At 60.5% G+C, this 18,561-nt stretch carries 16 protein-coding genes and 4 pseudogenes; 15 read left to right on the top strand and 5 right to left on the bottom strand.

All coding sequences use genetic code 11. The features are described 5' to 3' along the window. Positions 1-71 precede the first annotated feature (71 nt). The 7 genes from NKH28_RS27975 (at position 72) to NKH28_RS27950 (ending at position 6,321) form a co-directional block, all read left to right on the top strand. The gene (locus tag NKH28_RS27975; protein ID WP_352980911.1) at positions 72-341 is read left to right on the top strand and encodes a helix-turn-helix transcriptional regulator; all 270 of its coding nucleotides are present in this window, start codon (positions 72-74) and stop codon (positions 339-341) included. Continuing rightward, on the top strand, positions 338-886 hold the full coding sequence (gene lepB, locus NKH28_RS27970; protein ID WP_352683957.1) for a signal peptidase I: 549 nt from the start codon (positions 338-340) through the stop codon (positions 884-886). Before NKH28_RS27975 ends, lepB begins: the two co-directional genes overlap by 4 nt. After that, the gene (locus NKH28_RS27965; protein ID WP_352980910.1) at positions 874-1,560 is read left to right on the top strand and encodes a lytic transglycosylase domain-containing protein; all 687 of its coding nucleotides are present in this window, start codon (positions 874-876) and stop codon (positions 1,558-1,560) included. Before lepB ends, NKH28_RS27965 begins: the two co-directional genes overlap by 13 nt. Before the next feature lie 184 nt (positions 1,561-1,744). Beyond that, complete coding sequence (gene rlxS / locus NKH28_RS27960; protein WP_352980909.1) at positions 1,745-3,715, top strand: relaxase/mobilization nuclease RlxS; 1,971 nt, start codon at positions 1,745-1,747, stop codon at positions 3,713-3,715. 261 nt (positions 3,716-3,976) lie between these two features. Beyond that, positions 3,977-5,311 carry a hypothetical protein gene (locus tag NKH28_RS27955; RefSeq protein WP_502906673.1) on the top strand — a complete coding sequence of 445 codons (1,335 nt, stop codon included), beginning with the start codon at positions 3,977-3,979 and terminating at the stop codon, positions 5,309-5,311. After that, the gene (locus tag NKH28_RS34545) at positions 5,308-5,808 is read left to right on the top strand and encodes a T3SS effector XopP-like protein (RefSeq protein WP_502906672.1); all 501 of its coding nucleotides are present in this window, start codon (positions 5,308-5,310) and stop codon (positions 5,806-5,808) included. The genes NKH28_RS27955 and NKH28_RS34545 overlap by 4 nt, the downstream gene beginning before the upstream one ends. A gap of 261 nt (positions 5,809-6,069) precedes the next feature. Further along, entirely contained in the window at positions 6,070-6,321 is a 252-nt protein-coding gene (locus NKH28_RS27950; RefSeq protein WP_352980908.1) for a hypothetical protein, read from the top strand. A 71-nt stretch (positions 6,322-6,392) separates the two neighbouring features. Here NKH28_RS27950 and NKH28_RS27945 read toward each other — a convergent pair whose 3' ends face one another. Then, complete coding sequence (locus NKH28_RS27945; RefSeq protein WP_095521422.1) at positions 6,393-6,623, bottom strand: helix-turn-helix domain-containing protein; 231 nt, start codon at positions 6,621-6,623, stop codon at positions 6,393-6,395. An 830-nt stretch (positions 6,624-7,453) separates the two neighbouring features. Between NKH28_RS27945 and NKH28_RS27940 the strand changes: the two genes are divergently transcribed. The 6 genes and pseudogenes from NKH28_RS27940 to NKH28_RS27915 form a co-directional block, all read left to right on the top strand. Then, positions 7,454-7,921: a hypothetical protein gene (locus tag NKH28_RS27940; protein ID WP_352668522.1), complete on the top strand. Its 468-nt coding sequence runs from the start codon at positions 7,454-7,456 to the stop codon at positions 7,919-7,921. Next, positions 7,918-8,661, top strand: a complete 744-nt coding sequence (locus NKH28_RS27935) for a DEAD/DEAH box helicase family protein (RefSeq protein WP_352980907.1) — start codon at positions 7,918-7,920, stop codon at positions 8,659-8,661. Before NKH28_RS27940 ends, NKH28_RS27935 begins: the two co-directional genes overlap by 4 nt. 154 nt (positions 8,662-8,815) lie before the next feature. Further along, positions 8,816-9,346 (top strand): hypothetical protein, encoded by a 531-nt coding sequence (locus NKH28_RS27930; protein WP_352980906.1) that lies wholly within the window; start codon positions 8,816-8,818, stop codon positions 9,344-9,346. 812 nt (positions 9,347-10,158) lie between these two features. Continuing rightward, positions 10,159-11,850, top strand: a complete 1,692-nt coding sequence (locus tag NKH28_RS27925; RefSeq protein ID WP_352980905.1) for an outer membrane protein assembly factor BamB family protein — start codon at positions 10,159-10,161, stop codon at positions 11,848-11,850. A 77-nt stretch (positions 11,851-11,927) separates the two neighbouring features. Beyond that, positions 11,928-12,389 (top strand): hypothetical protein, encoded by a 462-nt coding sequence (locus tag NKH28_RS27920; RefSeq protein WP_352980904.1) that lies wholly within the window; start codon positions 11,928-11,930, stop codon positions 12,387-12,389. Between the two features lie 14 nt (positions 12,390-12,403). Next, positions 12,404-12,740: pseudogene (locus NKH28_RS27915) on the top strand (transposase); the annotation flags it as partial. A gap of 152 nt (positions 12,741-12,892) precedes the next feature. Here the strand turns inward: NKH28_RS27915 and NKH28_RS27910 are convergent. From NKH28_RS27910 to NKH28_RS27900, 3 genes and pseudogenes are all read right to left on the bottom strand, one after another. Further along, a pseudogene (locus NKH28_RS27910) lies at positions 12,893-13,282 on the bottom strand (integrase core domain-containing protein); the annotation flags it as partial. Continuing rightward, positions 13,276-13,428: pseudogene (locus tag NKH28_RS27905) on the bottom strand (IS5/IS1182 family transposase); the annotation flags it as partial. The pseudogenes NKH28_RS27910 and NKH28_RS27905, both read right to left, overlap by 7 nt. 103 nt (positions 13,429-13,531) lie before the next feature. Continuing rightward, entirely contained in the window at positions 13,532-14,224 is a 693-nt protein-coding gene (locus NKH28_RS27900; protein ID WP_352668514.1) for a hypothetical protein, read from the bottom strand. Between the two features lie 409 nt (positions 14,225-14,633). On the opposite strand from NKH28_RS27900, the pseudogene NKH28_RS27895 reads away from it, so the two are divergent. Beyond that, positions 14,634-15,663 (top strand): annotated as a pseudogene (locus NKH28_RS27895) (ferritin-like domain-containing protein). Continuing rightward, positions 15,660-15,914 (top strand): hypothetical protein, encoded by a 255-nt coding sequence (locus NKH28_RS27890; RefSeq protein ID WP_352668513.1) that lies wholly within the window; start codon positions 15,660-15,662, stop codon positions 15,912-15,914. Before NKH28_RS27895 ends, NKH28_RS27890 begins: the two are co-directional and overlap by 4 nt. Before the next feature lie 15 nt (positions 15,915-15,929). Here NKH28_RS27890 and NKH28_RS27885 read toward each other — a convergent pair whose 3' ends face one another. Further along, positions 15,930-18,557 carry a caspase family protein gene (locus tag NKH28_RS27885; protein WP_352980903.1) on the bottom strand — a complete coding sequence of 876 codons (2,628 nt, stop codon included), beginning with the start codon at positions 18,555-18,557 and terminating at the stop codon, positions 15,930-15,932. Between the last annotated feature and the right edge of the window lie 4 nt (positions 18,558-18,561).

Here is an 18,561-nt window from a genome sequence, read left to right as displayed (position 1 = left end):
TCGCCCGTCCCCAAAATGATCTCGCTCGCCGATCCTCGCCTTCGCTTGTCCGTAGCGAAACGAGGACCATCATGGACGACGAAAACGAACGCGCGGCCCGCGCGAAGAAGGGCAGTCCGTTTCTCAACACCGCGCAGGCCGCCTTCTATATCGGGCTGTCCCAGCGCACGCTGGAGAAGATGCGGCTCAAAGGCAGTGGCCCGCAATTTCGCAAGCACGGCCGCTATGTCCGCTATCACATCGACGAGCTCGACGACTGGTCGAAGGGACGCGCGCAGGAGACCCGATCCGAGGATGGCGGGCACGATTCCGGCTCGGCCGGTGAGGGAGGCCGCTCATGAGCCGGCGTCCCACTACCCGTCTGATCGGCAGCCATCTGCGGCGCGTTCGGGCGCGCAAGACGATCGCCGTGGCCAGTATAGGCCTCAGCCTGATCGGCTTCGCCGCTTTCGACAACCCATCGCCCTGGCTGGTCTGGAACGCCTCGGCCAGTGCGCCGGTCGGCCTCTATCGCGTCGCGTCCGGATCACCGGCTCGTGGCGACCTGGTGCTCGTCCGCCCGCCAAAACCGGTCGCCGATCTCGCCGCCGAACGCTTCTATCTGCCCAGCAACGTGCCGCTGGTCAAGCGCCTTGCCGCGCTGCCTGGCGAGCATGTCTGCGCCTTCGGCGACGCCATCATCATCGGCGGCGAAATTGTCGCGCGCCGGCTGGCAACCGACACGCAGCACCGTCCGCTGCCTTGGTGGAATGCCTGCCGCAAGCTCGCCGCCGCCGAGGTTTTCCTGCTCGGCAACGATAGAAATCACTCCTTCGACAGCCGCTATTTCGGGCCGGTGCCGGCCGAAAATATTGCCGGGAGGCTCGTGCCGCTATGGACCGAGTAACCCTCCTGATGCTCGGCATGGTCGCGATAGCGCCATGCGCCTGTTCCGCCGCGACCGACGCTCAGCCGGCCGCCATCTCCCGTGGTCCGCAGCTGGCAAGATGGCAGCACTACGTAGCTGAGGCAAGCCGGCGTTTCAGCATTCCACAGCCCTGGATTTATGCCGTCATGGATGCCGAAAGCCGGGGGCAGACAAAGCTGAATGGACGGCCGATCGCCTCCCACGCCGGCGCCGTCGGCCTCATGCAGGTGATGCCCGGCACCTACGAGGAGTTGCGCGCAGAGCTTGGCCTGGGAGCCGATCCGCACGACCCTCGCGACAACATTCTGGCAGGCACTGCCTATCTGCGCGCCATGTATGACCGCTTCGGCTTTCCCGGCCTGTTTGCCGCCTATAACGCCGGGCCGGACCGCTACGAACAGCATTTGCAGCGTCGGCGACCGCTGCCCAGCGAGACGGTTTTGTATCTGGAAGAGCTCAAGGCGGCGGGGATCTCGGCCGCCGACATGGACGCGTTCACCGGCAAATCCCGTTCCGGAAAAGCGCCGGAAATCCCGTCCGGCCAGTCGCTGTTTTTCCTGCGAAACGGTGTTTCCGCGACCAATCCGAATGGCCAAATTGTGGTGCCGCTCGGATCGGAGCGAGCAAGATCAGGCCGGCCGGATCGCAGGTGAGGGCAGGGGTACCGTGGGTCGGGCGGGGCAGGGAGGCAGGTCCGGGAAGGCAAGATAAAGGCATCGCCTCCTGGAGGCGGCGAAGTCTTTGTCTGCACATCGTTTTTCATGGAGGCTGCCTTCAGCGTCAGGAGAGCTTCTGCCGACAAAGTTTTGATTTTGCTCAAGATTACTAGGAGGCTCAATGCAGGATGAAGAGTTCAAGCCGAGCCTGGGCAAAATCGGATCGCGCGGCTCGAAGGCAGGCAAGCGTTTCGCCGGCCAGATCCGCGCCGCGATCAACCGAGCCGGCGGCGGCAGCGGTCGCCGTGGCCGCTTCATCGGAAGCCGGGCGGGGCGCGGCGGGGCTGCTGCCGCCGTTCTCAGAGCGCGCGACCCCCACGCGGCGTTTCGGCAGCGGCGCGCCGTCGTCAAGGCCCGTATCGTCAAGCTGGCCGGCAAGGGTGTTGACGGGGCACGTGCACACCTTCGCTACCTCCAGCGCGACGGCGTGACCCGCGAAGGCGAGCCTGGCGAGCTCTATAGCGCCGACAGCGACCGCGTCGATGGCAAGGCCTTCATCGATCGTGCCGATGGCGACCGGCATCACTTCCGCTTCATCGTCGCCCCTGAAGACGGCATCGAGTATGATGACCTGAAGCCGCTCACGCGGCGCCTCATGGCGCAGATGGAAGAAGACCTCGGCACCAGGCTCGACTGGGTGGCCGTCGATCATTTCAACACTGGTCATCCGCATGCCCATATTATCGTCCGCGGCAAGGACGAGCGCGGCGAAAACCTCGTCATCGCGCGGGACTACATCTCGTCTGGAATCCGTGAACGGGCGGCGGAGCTGGTCAGCCTCGACCTTGGCCCGAGAACGGACCGCGAGATCGAGCAACGCCTGCGCCAGGAAATGGAGCGGGAACGCTTCACCAGCATCGATCGGCAGCTGCTCCGCATCCGCGACCATGAGGGGCATGTCTCACCGGCCAGCCGAGACACGTTTCGCCAGACGCTGCACCAGGGCCGCCTGCGCAAGCTCGAGCGGATGGGTCTGGCTGAGGAAGTCGGCTCGGGCCGCTGGCGCCTTGATGGCGAGCTTGAAGCGACGCTGCGCCGCATCGGCGAGCGGGGCGACATCATCAAGACCATGCACCGCGAACTGACCGGCAAGGGGCTCGCCCGCAGTGCCGCCGACTATGTTGTCCATGATCGATCTGCAGAGCAGATGCAGCCTGTCGTCGGCCGCATCATTGCGCGCGGCCTGGCCGACGAAATCACTGACCGCCATTACCTCGTCGTCGACGGCGTGGACGGCAAAAGCCACTATGTTGATATCGGCAAAGGCGAGGCCACCCAACCGACGCCAGAGGGCTGCATAGTGCGGGTCACGCCGAGGGACACCGGGCCAAGGCAAGTCGACCGCACAATTGCCGAGATCGCCACGGCCCATGACGGGCGCTACAGCATCGATATCCATCTCAAGCATGACCCGTCGGCCACCGAACGCTTTACCGAGCCGCACGTGCGGCGACTGGAGGCGATCCGCCGGGCGACCGGTCGTGTCGAGCGCGAGCCGGACGGCACCTGGATCGTCGCACCGGATCATCTCGACCGTGTCGCGGGCTACGAGCGTCAGCGAGCGAGGGCCGAGCCTGTTGTCGTCGACAAGCTCTCATCAATGCTGCTGGAGAGCCAAGTCAGCTTCGACGGCGCCACCTGGATCGACCAGGAGCTCGTATCAGCTCATCCTGAGCCCTTGCGTGACTCTGGCTTCGGTCGCGAAGTACGTCAGGTCCAGGCCCGTCGACAGCAGTGGCTGATTGCGCAAGGTCTTGCTCGGGAAGAGCAGGACCGGATCGTCTATCGCGCCAACATGCTTTCGATCCTGCGTCAACGTGAGCTGAACCGTGTTGCCGGTCAACTGTCTGACGAATTCGGTCTGCCCTATTCTGAAGCCCAGAGTGGAGGTCGAATAGAAGGCACGCTCCGCCGCTCCGTCGAGCTCGCCGGCGGAAAATACGCTGTCATCGAGAAATCGCGCGAGTTCACGCTGGTGCCATGGCGGCGGGTGCTTGAGCATCATATCGGCAAGGAGGTTTCCGGCGTCGTGCGTGCAGAGGGGATTTCATGGACCATCGGCCGGCAGAGAAGCGGACCAAGCATTTCGTGACATGGCTACACAACTTCTTTTGCCCGCGTTGAAACAGGTACTCAGTCCGGACGGAGTTCGCCTGCTAATTGCCCGCGGCATTGATCTCGCGAGGGATAAATGGCTGGTCGTGCAAGACTTATCGTTCGCTCTACAAAATGCGCCGCGATGATTCATCGTGTTCCATGATTCTGAGCCAAAACCCTCCTGCGCCACCACGGCACTCTTCCCGGTGCCACGGAAGCCGCGCCGACGCGGTCGGGTGTGGCAGTCCCCATCTCCTTGACAGGCGAAGAAATCAACGCAGCCAAGCAACGAATGCACGGCCTGATTGAGGAACTGGACGCTTGCCGCAATGCAGCCGCGCAAGCCCGGAACTCGGAGGAGGGGCAAGAGCTGGCCGATCGGTTCGTCAAGGCAGGCTCAACAGTTCTGGACTACTACGCGAGCCTGCCGCCGGCTGTGGCGCGGAGCATTCTGTCCCACGATGAGGCGCGTGGATACCGCTACGCCGTGCTCGATGCGGCGGACCAATGCAACCAACTGGCCTTAGAGACTATTTTCCCCTTGGAAGAGCGCAGGAAGCGTACGGCAGCCCTGCTCAAGCGGACGCTCCAATCCAACGCTACCCCCGACCAGCTGAGCCGAGTGGCTTCCAGTGTGGCGAAGGACCATGTGCCTTGCATGGAGTGGTGGGAGAAAAAAGCACGGCGCTGCGAATGGACGCGCTCTGCCTGCGCCGCCACTGTCAACATACCAGGTACAGCGGCAGAGATGCGGCGGGACGACGAGGCGACGCTGCGGCTGCACACCGGCTGGGCGCTGTACACGACGTGCATGCAGCTGGAATCGCGTGTCGCTCTCGCACAGGTCGAGATTGAGCCGCTGGCGAGCACGTTTGGGGCAGACGTGAGAGAAACCCTCATGGGTGAGAACGGGCGGGTGCGTCTGCTGGGAACCTTTATCGCCGACGTTTTTCCGGCATTTATCTCCACGTCCGAGGCTGTTCTTCGCCGCGAAGGGCGCCCACTCGACGCAGAGCACTGCGCTGTTCTGGAAGGAGTCATGGAGCGACTTTCGGAATTTGGATCGGCGTTGCAAGACATGCTTGCCAAGCTAGGCAATGACCCAACAGGTGCCGGCCTCCCACTGGACCTGTTGTGCCATATCATGGACGACGCGTGGATCACTGCGCACGATGTCATGCGCCTCCTGGCGCTGCAGCCGAAGAGGCCCGCCATCATTGCAACGCCGGCGGCTACGATAACGGCCGACACTGCGGGCAAAGCTGAAATGGCCGAAGGCACCGCAGCCCGCAGGAAAGGGAAAGGCAAGAGCAAGCCGGCCGCGGGCGCCGAGACTTTGGCCGCCGGGCGGCCGGCGCCGCAAGTTGCTGCGAACGACGACGACGCAGCGCCCGCAGCCAAGGTTCTCGTGCGCTCGGATCTGGGTACGAAGAAGCTCGTGAGCGCGAATGAGGCGCATGCGAGTGCGGCGGCGGCGGCGGCGCACTTGGCAGTCTGGCAGGCACCGCCGTCGATGCAGTCGTTGACGCCACTGCTCAAGCGGTTGATCTGGCTGGTCAGCAAAGGACCGTCTCGCAAGCGCGCCAGATGAAACCCGAGGACGCCGATCACGTAGTGGGCATCGTGGTCGAACGCCTGCAGACGCAGGCCGCCGAGATGCAGGCCTGTCTGGACGCGTTGGAAGAGCCTCGTCGACGCGGCCTGCTCACGTCTGCGCATGTGCGCGAAGTGCACGAGAAAACAGTCCGGCTCAAGGTGATGTTGTCCGACGCGCGGGGAGTGGCCAACGATGTGAACAAGCGAAAGGCCACTAATACGATCGATTGCATGAAAACCTACGCATTTCCGTCGCAGAAGTACCTGGAAAACTTGCGGGAGGCCAAGGAGTTGACGCCTGCGGATCTACCGCGCGCGTTGAAGGGCGAGCCAGGGGAACTGTTCGAGATCAGGCTGCAACCCAAGGCGCTGCGCAATGGTGCAATGCCGAATCCGATGTGGGTGCACATCCATACGAACCGGCCGGTAGGTGCGGCGCAGTTGGCAACGCTGGATGGCCTCCTTCGCCGCTTGCCACGTCAAATCCAATGAACAGCGCGGCTACAATCGGCAGTGGCAGGACGCCCGGGCTGCGATCGGTCACAATAACGTCGTAATCCACCGCGGCAAGCTCACCCCTGCGTTCTGTAAGTCCTTGTTGACCGCAGGGCTTAGCGGCCAACCACGCCATCCGCTTGCTGAGGCGGAGCACCGGTCGACGCAGACTGCTCGGCATGGGATGTAGTCGGGGCCTCGCAGTAGAGTGCCGCTTGTGGCCATTTCGGGTTGCTTCCGAACGCGGAACAGCGGATATTGAGCTACGACATTCGCGGTGAGCGCTACACGGCCGTGGGGCCGGCAGGGCCCTATGACGTTCAGCTTATCCATCACCCTCGACTTGGGCCGATGAGTGAAGCTGCGTTAGCGGCACCGGCAAGGGCTCCGTCGTCAGATTTCTATCAAGGGCTTGGCACTCTGATTGTTTTGCCGCCGACCCCGCACGAGCTGCGTGATGATGCTCATTATGTGCCACCCGTCGCCACCCCCTATCTACTTGATAATTAACGGGAAAATTGTGATAGCGAAGTAGGTGAGGGCGGTTTCTGGGGTGTGTAGGGAGCTCTATTCGACGAGGTTCACGATTGCTCATGTTCCTTCCCGTTGAGTCGATTTGTCGCGCGGCACTTAACGGTTTGCTGATTCGCCCATTGGTTTAGGTCGGCCACGGGATAGACGATGGACTTTCCAATCTTCACGAAAGCCGGCCCGACGCGCATTGCTCGCCAGTTGGCCAATGTCCCGGTCGAGATCGCGCCTCGAAAACGTTCGCTCACTTCCTCCGGTGTCAGATACAGTGGTTCCGTCATCTTCTACCTCAAACCAAATCTTGGTTGGGATGGTCGCGTCCGCGAATGATGAACGGAGACGACCTCCTACGCTCGGATCGACAAGGCAATCTTCATTGAGAACATCTGTCGATACCGGTGCCTCACGCATCTCTACGCCGACTTCGCGCAGGACTGAAAGGGGGTTCTGACCACGGTAGGACCGTCTCGGGCTGCCGGCTAGAAAAAGGCCGGAGGGAAGCGCGATCATTAGTCTGATGCTCCGGGCAGGATCAACCAGCAGGGCCCTCCGAAGGCAGAGGGAACACGGTCGAATCCTTTCGGCCCGCCACCGCGCTGGTTACTGCCGAGCCGTCGGGAGCACCCCAGCGTAGCGTTGGCAGCGACCGATGGCCGAAAAAATGCACCGACCGCGTCAGACGATGACTGCTTTGCGCCCATCCCGGACACTCGATGGTCCAATCGTCAATCCCGGGAGCTGCCGTTCGCAGAGCTCAGATGCTGACTGGCCTAAAAGACCGGGTCTTGAGACTTAGCGGGTGGTCCGCTTTCAGGCTGAAAGAGCGAAAAGCTGATGGTGACGCTCCCGGCGTGAAAGGACCTCATTGCGGTCGTTCGGTTCGCTACTGTCGCAGTACAAAACTGGCCGTCTAGTCAGAGCCCAATTGTTGGGGGGCCAGAAGGGTACCGGCCGCCTTGGGCGAACGAGGCCGGGAAAACAGACATGGGTTTGCCTTCCAGCCCAACGCTCTCTAGTGCGGAGAATCCTGTCCCGGCTATACGGCATGCCCTCGCAATTGTCGCGAACCACTACGACCGGTAGGCTACCGGTCTGAGGAGGGGTCGCCGTAATGACAAATCCATATAAGGAAGCAGAGGACTTCGCTCGAACCTTTGCGCAAACCGAGCATGCGCTCAAAAGGTCTGGGTACTTGCGCAAGGATAAGGATATCGCCGAGGCCGATTGGGACGAGTTCGCCAAGAAACTCGGGCCAGAATTTTTCCAACATATCGTGGCGAGTGGAATCGCGATTACGCTCGTGGGCGATCCACCAAGACGCCTGCTCGCGACCATGAAATGGTCGCCTGAGAAAACCCAGCCTCTCACGAATGTGGCGCAGCTCATCGTCAATGGCGTCTGCCGTGTGCGCAACAGCTACCTCCACGGCGAGAAATTCGTTGGCGGACCAGAAGGTCAGTTCGAGCGCGATGCAACGCTCGTGAAAGAGGCGCATGCAGTGCTTCGTGAGGCGGTAAGAGTCCTCACCAGTCGTCCTGTAAATCTCAAGATTGGCCGAATGTTTGGCAAAGGCAGATGACGGATTTCAGTCCGCTACAACTTGCGCCGTTTCAAGAAAAATTCTTGCAAAGCTTCCTTACCCGAAGCGATCAGCGAACGTTGCTCGTCGCAGCACCGGGTATGGGGAAGACCGCGACATCGCACGTTGCGGCGACCCGCATGGTTGCGGCTGGCCTGGTGGATAAGGTTCTGCTCATAAGTGCCCACCGTGCACTAGGGGAACAGTGGCAACACGTCGGTCAAGGCACTGACCCGTGGCCGGTTGATGCGGCAGGCGACGTATCGGTTACTACGACTTATGCCGCACTTGCCCGCGATCCTGATCGGATGTGGAGGGAAGTCGCCGCCGATACGCGCTGGCTTTTTGTTTTCGACGAAGTGGATTGGGCTGGTGATCAGGTTGAAGCAATAGTAGCTAGCGCCATTGCGCGGTTCCCTGGCTCACGTGCTCTGTTTGTTTCCACCGAGGTCCCACCCATAGCTGTGGATTCGCAGTTCACGTTCGAATTCTTCGGCAGCGATTCCTTGGCGCGGCCGGACACGCAGAGTAATCTTCAAAAACTTGCGCCGAGCTCAGGGCTCTTGCAGAACGTTCAGCGCAAGCTGATTTTACTCGATGATCTTTCTTGGCGGGAGTTCGAGGAGCTGATCGCTAAAATGCTTGAGGCCGACGGCTATAGAGATTGCGCCAAGCAGGATGGAGCATGGCGTGGGAACAGGGCATTTTCTGCTCCTCTGGCTCCTGCAAGTTATCGCTAAGGCTTGTTTTACTGTGGTCATCCCCCACGGGAGGGGGGCTCGGGCTAGCGACTGTTGGAGGCGCCGGATCAGGGGAAATGCGGCTCGGTGCGACAGCCTCAGCCCATGGCGCGAATACTATGCCCTCAGAGGCGGCTGATGACCGCCCTCGGCCATGATCTTGAAGGACAGCAAGCGCGGTGGCGCCATTGATCTCGGCAAGCATCTGCTGAAGGCTGAGAACGAGCACATCGACGTGCCGCAGGCACAGGTCGCCAGTGTGGTGCGCGAGAAGCTCACCGGCTTCATGGACAGCATCACGGCCGAATTTGCAGAAGCAGCACAAACACTGGAGGAACAGCGGCTGGCGAGGGGTCGAACGTCATCGCGCCGAACGACGCGACCTCCAATCCAAACACGAAAAGCGCCGGGCCGAAGAATTGAGGTCCATGCTGCACGCTTCCGCAAAGGGCTTCGCGGTTCTATGGGACCGCGTCACCGGCCAACATGGGAAGTATGCAGGCAGAACGAACTGGAGACCGCTGCTTGTACCCAACGCGATGTTGACGAAAAGCAACCCCTGATCGACCGCCAGCCGCTCGAACGTCGAGGTCTTCAAAGAGAGATACGTCATGCAAGGCATTCGCACTTTGGCGAACTGACTGGATTGTATCGAGAGGCCACTGGGAATCATTTCCAGAATTGAGAGGTTCGCAACCGCTAATCGGTCCCGAGACCCGGGTAAGCCAAAATCAATTGGCCCGAAACTCTAACGTCGGAGTGGAGCTTAACGCGGGGATTTACCTGTTCCGACTACACGAGCGCTGACGAAATTGCCCTGTAGCTGCAAGTTGCTCGTGACGCATGCCTAGTAGCGCCGACTTCAGACGCTTGTACCGACAAAATGATTGCCTGTCGCTCTTGGCCTACCTTGTGGACGGAAATCCGCCTGCAGAGCGCCGTTGATTTGCGCCGACTCGCGATCCCCCTTTACTATCGGAGTAGAAACGTGCAAGTATAAGTTGGATCGCGGGTAGGAAGCGCTGCAGCAGTCGCGTGTGATCTGCATCAAGCGTGCGTTTTTCACAAGGCGAACAAAAATGCGGCGGGGGCTTTCCGGAATAGGTGGTGGTAATGCAACCTGCGGAGTGATTGCATCGCTTCTTATTGCGACCGTGGCGATAGCTGAGCCACTTCCCCTGCCAGCCAATCCGACTTTTTCGCCCTACGTACCAAGCGAGCCGTACAGAATACTCGCGAGCGGGCTCCTTGCTCGCGTATTTAACGACTCGACGGTTGATGGCCTCCGAATTCAAATAATCGATGTCTTGGTTGGCCCTGGCCAGCAAACGGAAGGCATCGCTTTGCGTGGCCCTTCAACGCACTTGGTACTTAGCGGTAGTGGACAAGTTATGTATGCGGAAGGAGGGGCTATCGTTGAGAGGCCTTTTCAACCAGGTTCGAGTTGGTCGTTGTCATCCGGCCAGTCGTTCCTCCTAGAGAATCGGGGCGAACAGCATGTGGATATTCGAATTCGGATCATCACCGCTGCGCCGTAATCGGTCCTCGCGACAGACCGGTTCGGCGTTTCTCGCGGCAGCAGTTCTGCTTTTCTGCTCCACTGCGGAGGCGCAGTGGGCGACTTATCGGGGCGACCCGGCGCGAACGGGCGCGCCTGCTTCCGTTGACCACGATATTTACACACTCTCGCAACTTCAAAAGCTCCGAGTCGATGTGCAGTGGCAGCTCCCTCCTCTAACTGACCACGCAGCGCCGCCGCGTAGCCGGGGATTTTGGTCGTCTCCAGTGGTACACGGAGACCGCTTGTTTATTGGTGGCGGCAATGGTGTGTTTTATGCCTTTGATAGATTTACTCTGAAACAGCTTTGGCAGTATCCTCGCGCCGGAGAGCTTCCCCTTACCTCACAATTCACTTGTAATCCGTCGAGCTACGGCATTGCCGCAAGCGCAGTGATCGCGCAAGTCGATGGGCGCAATGCGGTAATCTTTGGCGCCCCGGACCGCTCTATAGGTGCGGGACTCGGTGACGGGCGGCTCTTTGCCTTGGATATCGAGACCGGGGGCCCTATCTGGAAATCTGATGCTTTAGCGCCGATAACCGGACTGACCAGCCTGTATGAAGCTGCGAACGATCAGGAGGTTGCCAAGGCATTCGAGGAAACTCACCAGCAGATTGGCTATTCGGCGCCGCTAGTTGTCAACGATAGGGTCTATGTCGGCATCGCCAACCATTGTGACAATCCAATCCAGGCTGGTTCGGTTAAGGCGGTGCGGTTGAGCGACGGCAGCCTTGACGCGAACTTCTCCTTTGAGGCTGCGTCGCCGCGCGGCGGAGGCATCTGGAGTTCGCTCGCCTCCGATGGGATGGACGTTTATGCGACGACCGGGAACATACGAGCCGGTTTGCGACCAGGCGATCAGATCGTCTCAAATCATGCCCTCGCCCTACTAAAGCTTGATGGACTGACGGGCAGCCTTAAGTGGAAATTGCAGCCGGTGCCGGTCGAGTTAGATGATGATCCGGATTGGGCGGCTGGCGTGACTATAATGAAGAGCCCCTGCGGAGTGCTGGCTGTTTCTACGATGAAGGACGGGTGGACTTACGCCGTCCGTACCGAATCCGCGAACCAGAGCGGGGCGGATTTGGCATGGCAGTACCCACAAACTGGCTTCCCGTTTGCACCGACAAATAATTGGACGGAGCACGGGGACACACGGTTTCTCCGTTCCGGTCTCGGTTGGAACGACACTTTCGTCACGATGGCTGGCGGCTTGAACATAAATGTAAGGAAAATCTCGAACTATGCTCGCCTTCATTCCTTTAATGTGTGTTCTTCGGCGGAGCAGCGATTGCGGTGGATTATTGATGTGCCCCGAACCACGCCTGGCGAAGCCTACTCTCTCGGTGTGCCGAGCGGACGAGATGGGTTCATTTTTGTTGGCACCCGTTCTGGGTGGCTTGTAGCCTTCGCCGACCCAAGCATCGAACCGGCGAGCGGGTATCGGTGCGAGCACCCCGATGTTGAGACGCCGAACTGCACGCAGTTTGGATTTCGTCTCGTCCCCGATCCGAAGGTCGTGGCTGAGGTTCCGCTCCAAGGAGCCATCTCCGGAGAACCGGTACTGACTTCCGACAGGATTTACGTCGCAACGACAGCAGGCTATTTATATGCGCTTCGGACCGACTGATAGCCCCGGTTACTTTTGGTCGGCTGGCGTAGCGCGCGTCAGGGAGCGGCCTAGCCGTTAGCCGTGGGAGCTCAGTGATGAACCGTAATACGTTGTGGTGGTGCACTGTCTGGACCGCAATATCCTGGGCGGCTCCTGGCATTGCGCAAAATGCAGAAGAACCGTTGACTAGGCGAACACTGACCGAGGCCCACGTCTTGGTCGAGCAGGAAGTGAAAGCACCCGACCTCGTCTTGAGAGACGAATTCGCAGGCCAGCTCCTGGTCCCGTTTGGGGCGCCTGGCGAAGACAGCATCCGGGTGCTTTCACCAAAGACGGTTCTGGTTTCGAAATACTCGCTCCTTGGGAATCAGAGCGCTGAAGTTGCGCCCGGAAAGAGCAGGGTCATCAATTTAGTCGCAGGCGATGCAACGGCAGTAATCAATGGCACATCCCATCCGATGCGAGAAGGCGAAGTCTTGACGATTAGCAAACGCGACAGTTTGTTTCTTAAAACGAGTGATGATACTGCGCTGTTTGAGGTGACGGAGATTGAATAACAGCGCTGCTTGAGATGATGTTCTCGCCTAAGTTCCGTGGCGAGTTGTTCAGCTACGTAGACCTTGAGGTGCGGGTGCGGCGCGATCATCCGTTGCGGACGATTCGGGCGATTGTGAACGAGGTGCTTTCGGCACTGGAGCGGGAGTTCGCGGCGCTGTACTCGCCGATCGGGCGGCCGTCGATCCCACCGGAGAAGCTGCTGCGGGCGATGCTGTTGCAGCGTTCTATTCGATCCGCTCGGAACGGCTTTTGATGGAGCGCTCGAACACGATCTTCTGTTCCGCTGGTTCGTCGGCATCGGCGTCGATGCTGCTGCTTGGGACCATTCGGTATTCTCGAAGAACCGCGACATGGGGCATGGGCTGTGACCTGCCGCTGAATTTCCATCCGGCTGCAGTTAGAGCCTCGGCGGGTTTTACGTCGTATGGCGCGGGTTGAGCAACGGGTGATCGGCGGAGCTGGTCGGGGTTGCGCAGCCGATCGGCCGATCGTCCGTTGCGGTGAGATTGGCGGCATAAGCCGCAGGCGTGATGTATCCGAGCGCCGAATGTGGGCGCGATCGGTTGTAGTCGTCTGCCCATTCGGCGATGGTTGTTCGGGCATGGTCGAGGCCGAAGAACAGGGTTTCGTTCAGCAACTCGTCCCGCATCCGCCCGTTGAAGCTTTCGCAGAAGCTGTTCTGCATCGGCTTGCCCGGCGCGATGAAGTGCCATTCCACCTGATGATCCTTCGACCAGGCGAGGATCGCGTTCGAGGTGAACTCGGTGCCGTGGTCGGAGACGATCATGCCCGGCTTGCCGCGCCGGGCGATCAGTTCCGTCAGTTCACGCGCCACCCGGCGGCCGGAGATCGAGGTGTCCGGGATCGCAGCCAGGCATTCGCGCGTCACGTCGGCACCGCTAGCAGCTTCGGTAGCCGCACTAGATTGTAGGCGGCGGCGCTGAAGGTGAAGGCCCATCCGACGCGGTCGCGGCCACGCAACTTCGTCTTCGCCTGTCCGGCGACCGTCTTGATCCATCCGAACGCCTCCTCAATGCGCCCGCACGCTCACCTTGACGAGGATGCCCCGTGCCTTCATCGCCCTCTCCGCCACCAAGGTTTTTCTAGGCCAAGAAGCCTTGGCCCATGTCTTGTTCTGACTCTAAAGCAGCCGTTCGACCCGCCATCCCGGCGAGAAATCGATAAGCCGAACGACATGATCGACCTCGATATAGGTGGCGAAATCAAGTTTTCCGCCGAGCGTGGCAGCCAGATCCGATTCTTGGAACGGTGCACAGCGGGCAAAGGCTAAGAAATCCAGGTACTCGATGTCTTTGAGGCCTTCCTTCTCGAGAGCTGCACGAACGTCGGCCTCTGGTGTGCCGGGCTTGAGCCCGATCAGAAGCGATCCAGGCACGACTGGGTAAATTAGGTGTGCATCATCGTCGCCGATGATCGAGCGCAACGTCAATTTCGATGGGTCAGGGAAGGTCGGATCGCCAGTTCCCAGATTCTGCCATTGAAAGCTGCCGCCAATTCGCGTTGGGGTACCAACGTCGAGGACGTAGAGGAACTCTGGCGGATAGATCACGCCGATAACTTCACCCTCGGAGGATTTGTAGGTTGTCAGTCCGCGGATCAGATAAAGTTCCGTAGCTTTCACCTGTGGCAACGTCAGTCCAAATTCCGCGAGCGCTCTCTCCGCGCTCGATCGAATAGCGGCGATCGGCTCGACGGCAGCAGACTTGAACCCTGCTGGCGCTTGGTTTGATCTGTCCTGCCGTGCATGTTTGCGCAGCAACGAGCTGCGGGTAGACCACGGGAAGGGCCAGGGTAATGGAAGTCCTTCGGCCATTGTACACCTCCTCTTTACGAGACTAAATGCGCCTAAGTCTTTCGCCACATACTACTTGCAGAATTTCGAAAGGCGATAGCCAACCGCGAAAAACGCGCAGTCTTTGCGCATCCATAGAACTTAAGCGGAGGGGGGTCGGCAATGGTCGTAGCCCCGGCAACACGCGGGCTGAAGCAGGGAAAGCCTGCGCGCGTAATATGCCGGCTAACGACGATGGGCAGCGGAGGCAACTCGATGGCGCGGGTCCAGGCGAGTGGCGAAGTCGCTCGCATCATCCGCCGTCTTCAGTCGATCCGTAGTGTGGCTCCCGATAACGCGCCGGAGAACACCTCGCCTAGGGTCCAGTCGACGCGTCCGTTGTCGCTAGCGAAGAAGCCGTGCTCGGGGAACCAGCGTTGAGGAACTATTGATGGTATGGGTGATAGATAGCGTCAATTCACCCCGACCGCTGTGGCTCGGCCAAGTGCTGGTGGGTCGTAAGCATGCTGATCTCAGAGTGCGGCAGTGCAGCGCTCGACTAACGGCCGCCTGGGATGGTTGGGCGGCTTCAGTCCCTCGGGTCAACTCCCACAGTCGTTGTCGGCCCGAACGCAAGCTCGCCAAGCCACTGGAAAACTGCGCTCAGGGAGAACAGTCACCGCCGGTAGGGCGCTCAACATGGTGGCAGCCGCGGCCGACAAATCGGTTCCCGAGCTTGCTGCCCCTTCGATCAGCGGCTGCGTGCTTGGCCAGGATCCCGCCATACCTCACGGCGCTATATAGCTCGAAGCAGGACGCCAATCGTGCCGCCGCCGAGACCATTCGCAGTGCCGAGGTCGAGGAAATGCTGCATCTGACTGGTCGGGAACGTCATGACTAGTATTGGCGGCGGCGTCTCGCTAGGACGAAATGCGGTGCCAATCTATCCGGTGACGCTGAACTTCAAGGGCATGCCTTTTGAAGATCGCCGCTTCCCGGTGGATCTCGCCGCATTCTCGCCGGCGAGCCTCCAAACCGTTTCAAGTATCGAGGAACCGAGCACTCTAACGGTGACCACGTTCCGAACGGAACTGGACATCCCTGAACCCACTATCGGCGATTTCTACATGAGCATCATCGCCGACCTCGAAGATCTCAATGCAATCTACCCGGCGGCCCTGTTCATCGGCGACCTGGCACGCCAGCTCGGACCGGACTATTACTGGTCGTCTGGGGGTGAGCTTTCACCGGTGCATGATCTCACAAGCGCGAAGAACGCCTTGCTGCAGGTTATCGGCCAGGCGCCTGGGTACCAGGCAACGGCGGGGCGGCAGGATTCGGCGAGCCCTTTGAGATCGGACACTACTACCGGTTCAAGGAGCTCTCGCACCGGCGTCGCTATCTGCCGTCAGACGATCCGGCTGGCTTGCCCACCGGGGACCTCATCGGCGTCGATTTCACCCAGGTGTGGCCACTCATGACCAACGGACGCCAGTCGGACTATGCAGCGGGAACCGTTGCCGCGAAGCTCAACGCGGCCTTCAACGAGAGCTACACCCGGTTCCTGCTTCAGGTTGAAGAGGCGCTGACCCGGACGCCAAAGTCCCTGTATCCCGCTATCCTTGAAGGCATGCACAACCTGTCCGTCACGGCGGCCGAGCTCGTGTCAACGCCAGTCGAAGGAGACACGGCAGGCCGGACGGCGTGCCCTTCCTCCGAGCGGCTCGAATAGCGTCACGCCTTTAGACTAGGAACTTCCCAGCCTGCCCATCGCCTTCTCGAGCGCCAATGATAAGCCATTGTCGTCGACTTCCAATTGCTCGATCCAGTGCGCCCTCCACGGGCGCGCCCATTCTGGCAAGGCCTCAAGATCGGCCAGAAAGCCAACCAATCGGTCATTGGCGTGACGCGCGGCGATCAAATTGAAATCTGCGTGCTGCAAGGCCGCGGCGGCCTCGTTGAGAATTGCTCCCCGGTCATCGCGGGCAATGACGTAGCGGGTAGCGAGCGCTCGCACCCTGGCATCGGGTGAGGTCAGCAGGGCCGCTGCCAGTTTAGGCGGTCCGACGAGCATGCCGAGCGTGGTTCGGCCAATGAGGTTCTGGCGGCCGGCGAGCTCAGTCAGCGTTGCTCGTTGAGTTTCGTCGACTTCTAAAAAGGCCAGGGTCTCGATTAGCGGTGTATCGGCCGAGCCAGTCAGGAGCAGTTCGAGGCAGAGCTTCGCCGCAGCCGGGGCATTACTTGCCGCCAGCCAACGCAACAGGTGCTGATCGAGGTCGGGTCGTCCTGCTATGCGAAGAGCCACGATGTCTGGTGCGGCGACGCCAGCAATCCGGAGTTGGTCGGCAAGAAAGATGCGAAGTTCTGCGCTCCCAGTCGCAGTGATCATCGCCAGCATGACGTCGCCCAAGTTCGGAGCTTTGGCGTCAATCGAGGCGATGAGAGGTGCGAAAGATGCTGCATCCAGCGTCCCATCAAGTGGCAGTTGGGCGAGCAATAAGGCTCCGGCTGGCCGATGGAGTTCGACGAGGACTGTGTTGTCGATAATGCGGGCATTAATCGAGAAGTTTGGGCAATGTCTGCTTGCCGCGACGGCAGCATCAATGAGTGCATCGGCCTGTCGGGGCAGCTGTGGGTCCAGCAGCCAGTCCGCGCAGGGTGCCTCGTCGAGGTAGCGCCAGAAGCGGGAAAGTCGCGCATGCAAGTCGGGCTTATCGCGCACGGCTGCATCGGGGTTGCCGAGCATGCCGGAGAGGACGGCGCGCAGTTGGGCATACCCTTCGACGTTGGTGAGGCGCAGCGTGTTGATGCCATCGTCGATGTAGGAGAGGGGCGCGTCGATGGCCCGATCGACTTGTAGTTTGCACTGGGGGGTTCTCAGGATCGCTTGCGTGGCCGTCGGGAACGCGACCCCGCTGATATCGCTGGCGATCGCATTGTCGAACCACGCTTGGGTAACATCGGTGCAAGCGCCGCTCCACCTGACCAGGAGATTGAGCCGCGACCCGCTATTGGCACCGGCAGCGGACTCGTCGAAGCGGTTTAAGGCAAGATCGGGATCGATCTGCTTGAGCGCCATGACCAGATTGGCCGGCGCCGATGGGTTCAATCGGCTGACCAGGTCAGCAAGAATAATTGTGTCCGATGGCTCGACAATATCGGCCAGAAGATCAGGAGCAGGTCCAGGATTCGAGCCTTTCGCCGCTGCCTCGAAAAGGGCTGCGCGGGCGGCTCCGGTATCCCCAAGCCACCACAGTACTGCGCCTCGCGCGTTGGGGTTCAAATAGTGCAACATCGCCTTTTCCGGTGAGGTCTGGCGATCGAGCAACAATGGGGTAGCGTTCGACAGGGCACCATCGTCTGTTATGTCGGAGGGCCCCAAAGCATAGGTCCAATCGTCGCGAGGCAAGCCAAAACCACTCAGTCCTGGGTAACCGTGGACCAGGACCAAGTTATCGCCGCGCAGCTGGAGATATTGGTGGGAGTCGAGGAACGCCCAGTAGCCAATGCCAGCCAGCAATACGAGGCCGACAATGCTGCCTGCCGTCATTGCTACGCGACGGCGCAGGGTTTCAGAGGTAATGCGCCGGGTGCGGACGCGCAGTTGCGCCAGTGTCAGATCCCGATGCAAGAAAAGCAGAGGATCTTCCGCAAGGCTGCCGGCAACGATCGGTGTTTGCGCATCCCGATGGCCGAGCTTAGCCTCAGCGTCCTCGGCGACGCCGGCCTGGAGATAATCGACCAAGTCCCTGAAATAGATTTGGCCCGAATCGCCAACCCTGGCATCCCCGCGAAGTGCAAGCAGCAACCGGCGCGTGAAAAGGGAGCCTTTGTCGGGCAGCTCCCAGGACGACTGCCCGACACGCGAGGCACTTAGCAGCAGTCTGAAATCATGGCCACCCAGGCTTTGTAGAAAACTTGGGGCATTCTCGGCGAGACCGGCGCCGCCGCAACAATCGAGGATGATCAGCACGCCGCGCGCCGCCGTGGCGGAGATGGCATTTACGATCTGGCCTCGGCCGAGACGGCTTGATCCGCCAGCGTCGGGGGCGGTGCGGAGGATGAAACCGTCGGTCTCGTCCGCTTCCCCATGGCCAGCAAAATAGAAGAGCAGGATGTCGTCTTGTCTGCAGCCGTTTGCGACGGTCGCGAGCTTGTCAGCGATTGCCGTGGGGCCTGCCTCATCTTCCGTAACTAGATGCACCTGTTCGGCAGGCACGCCACAGGCATGGCCTGAAGAAAGAGCTTCTGAAACCTGGCGGGCTTCTGGCGCGCAGGCGGGCAGATCATGCAGGCCGGAGCCGGCGTATGAGCTTACGCCGACGACAACTGCATGCATCGTTTCCGAAAAGCGCCGCGCGTCTGCACTGAGCATGGGC

This window comes from Mesorhizobium sp. M1227, from assembly GCF_040318315.1.
Taxonomy (GTDB): Bacteria; Pseudomonadota; Alphaproteobacteria; order Rhizobiales; family Rhizobiaceae; genus Mesorhizobium.
This window is presented reverse-complemented; position numbering and strand designations above follow the sequence as displayed.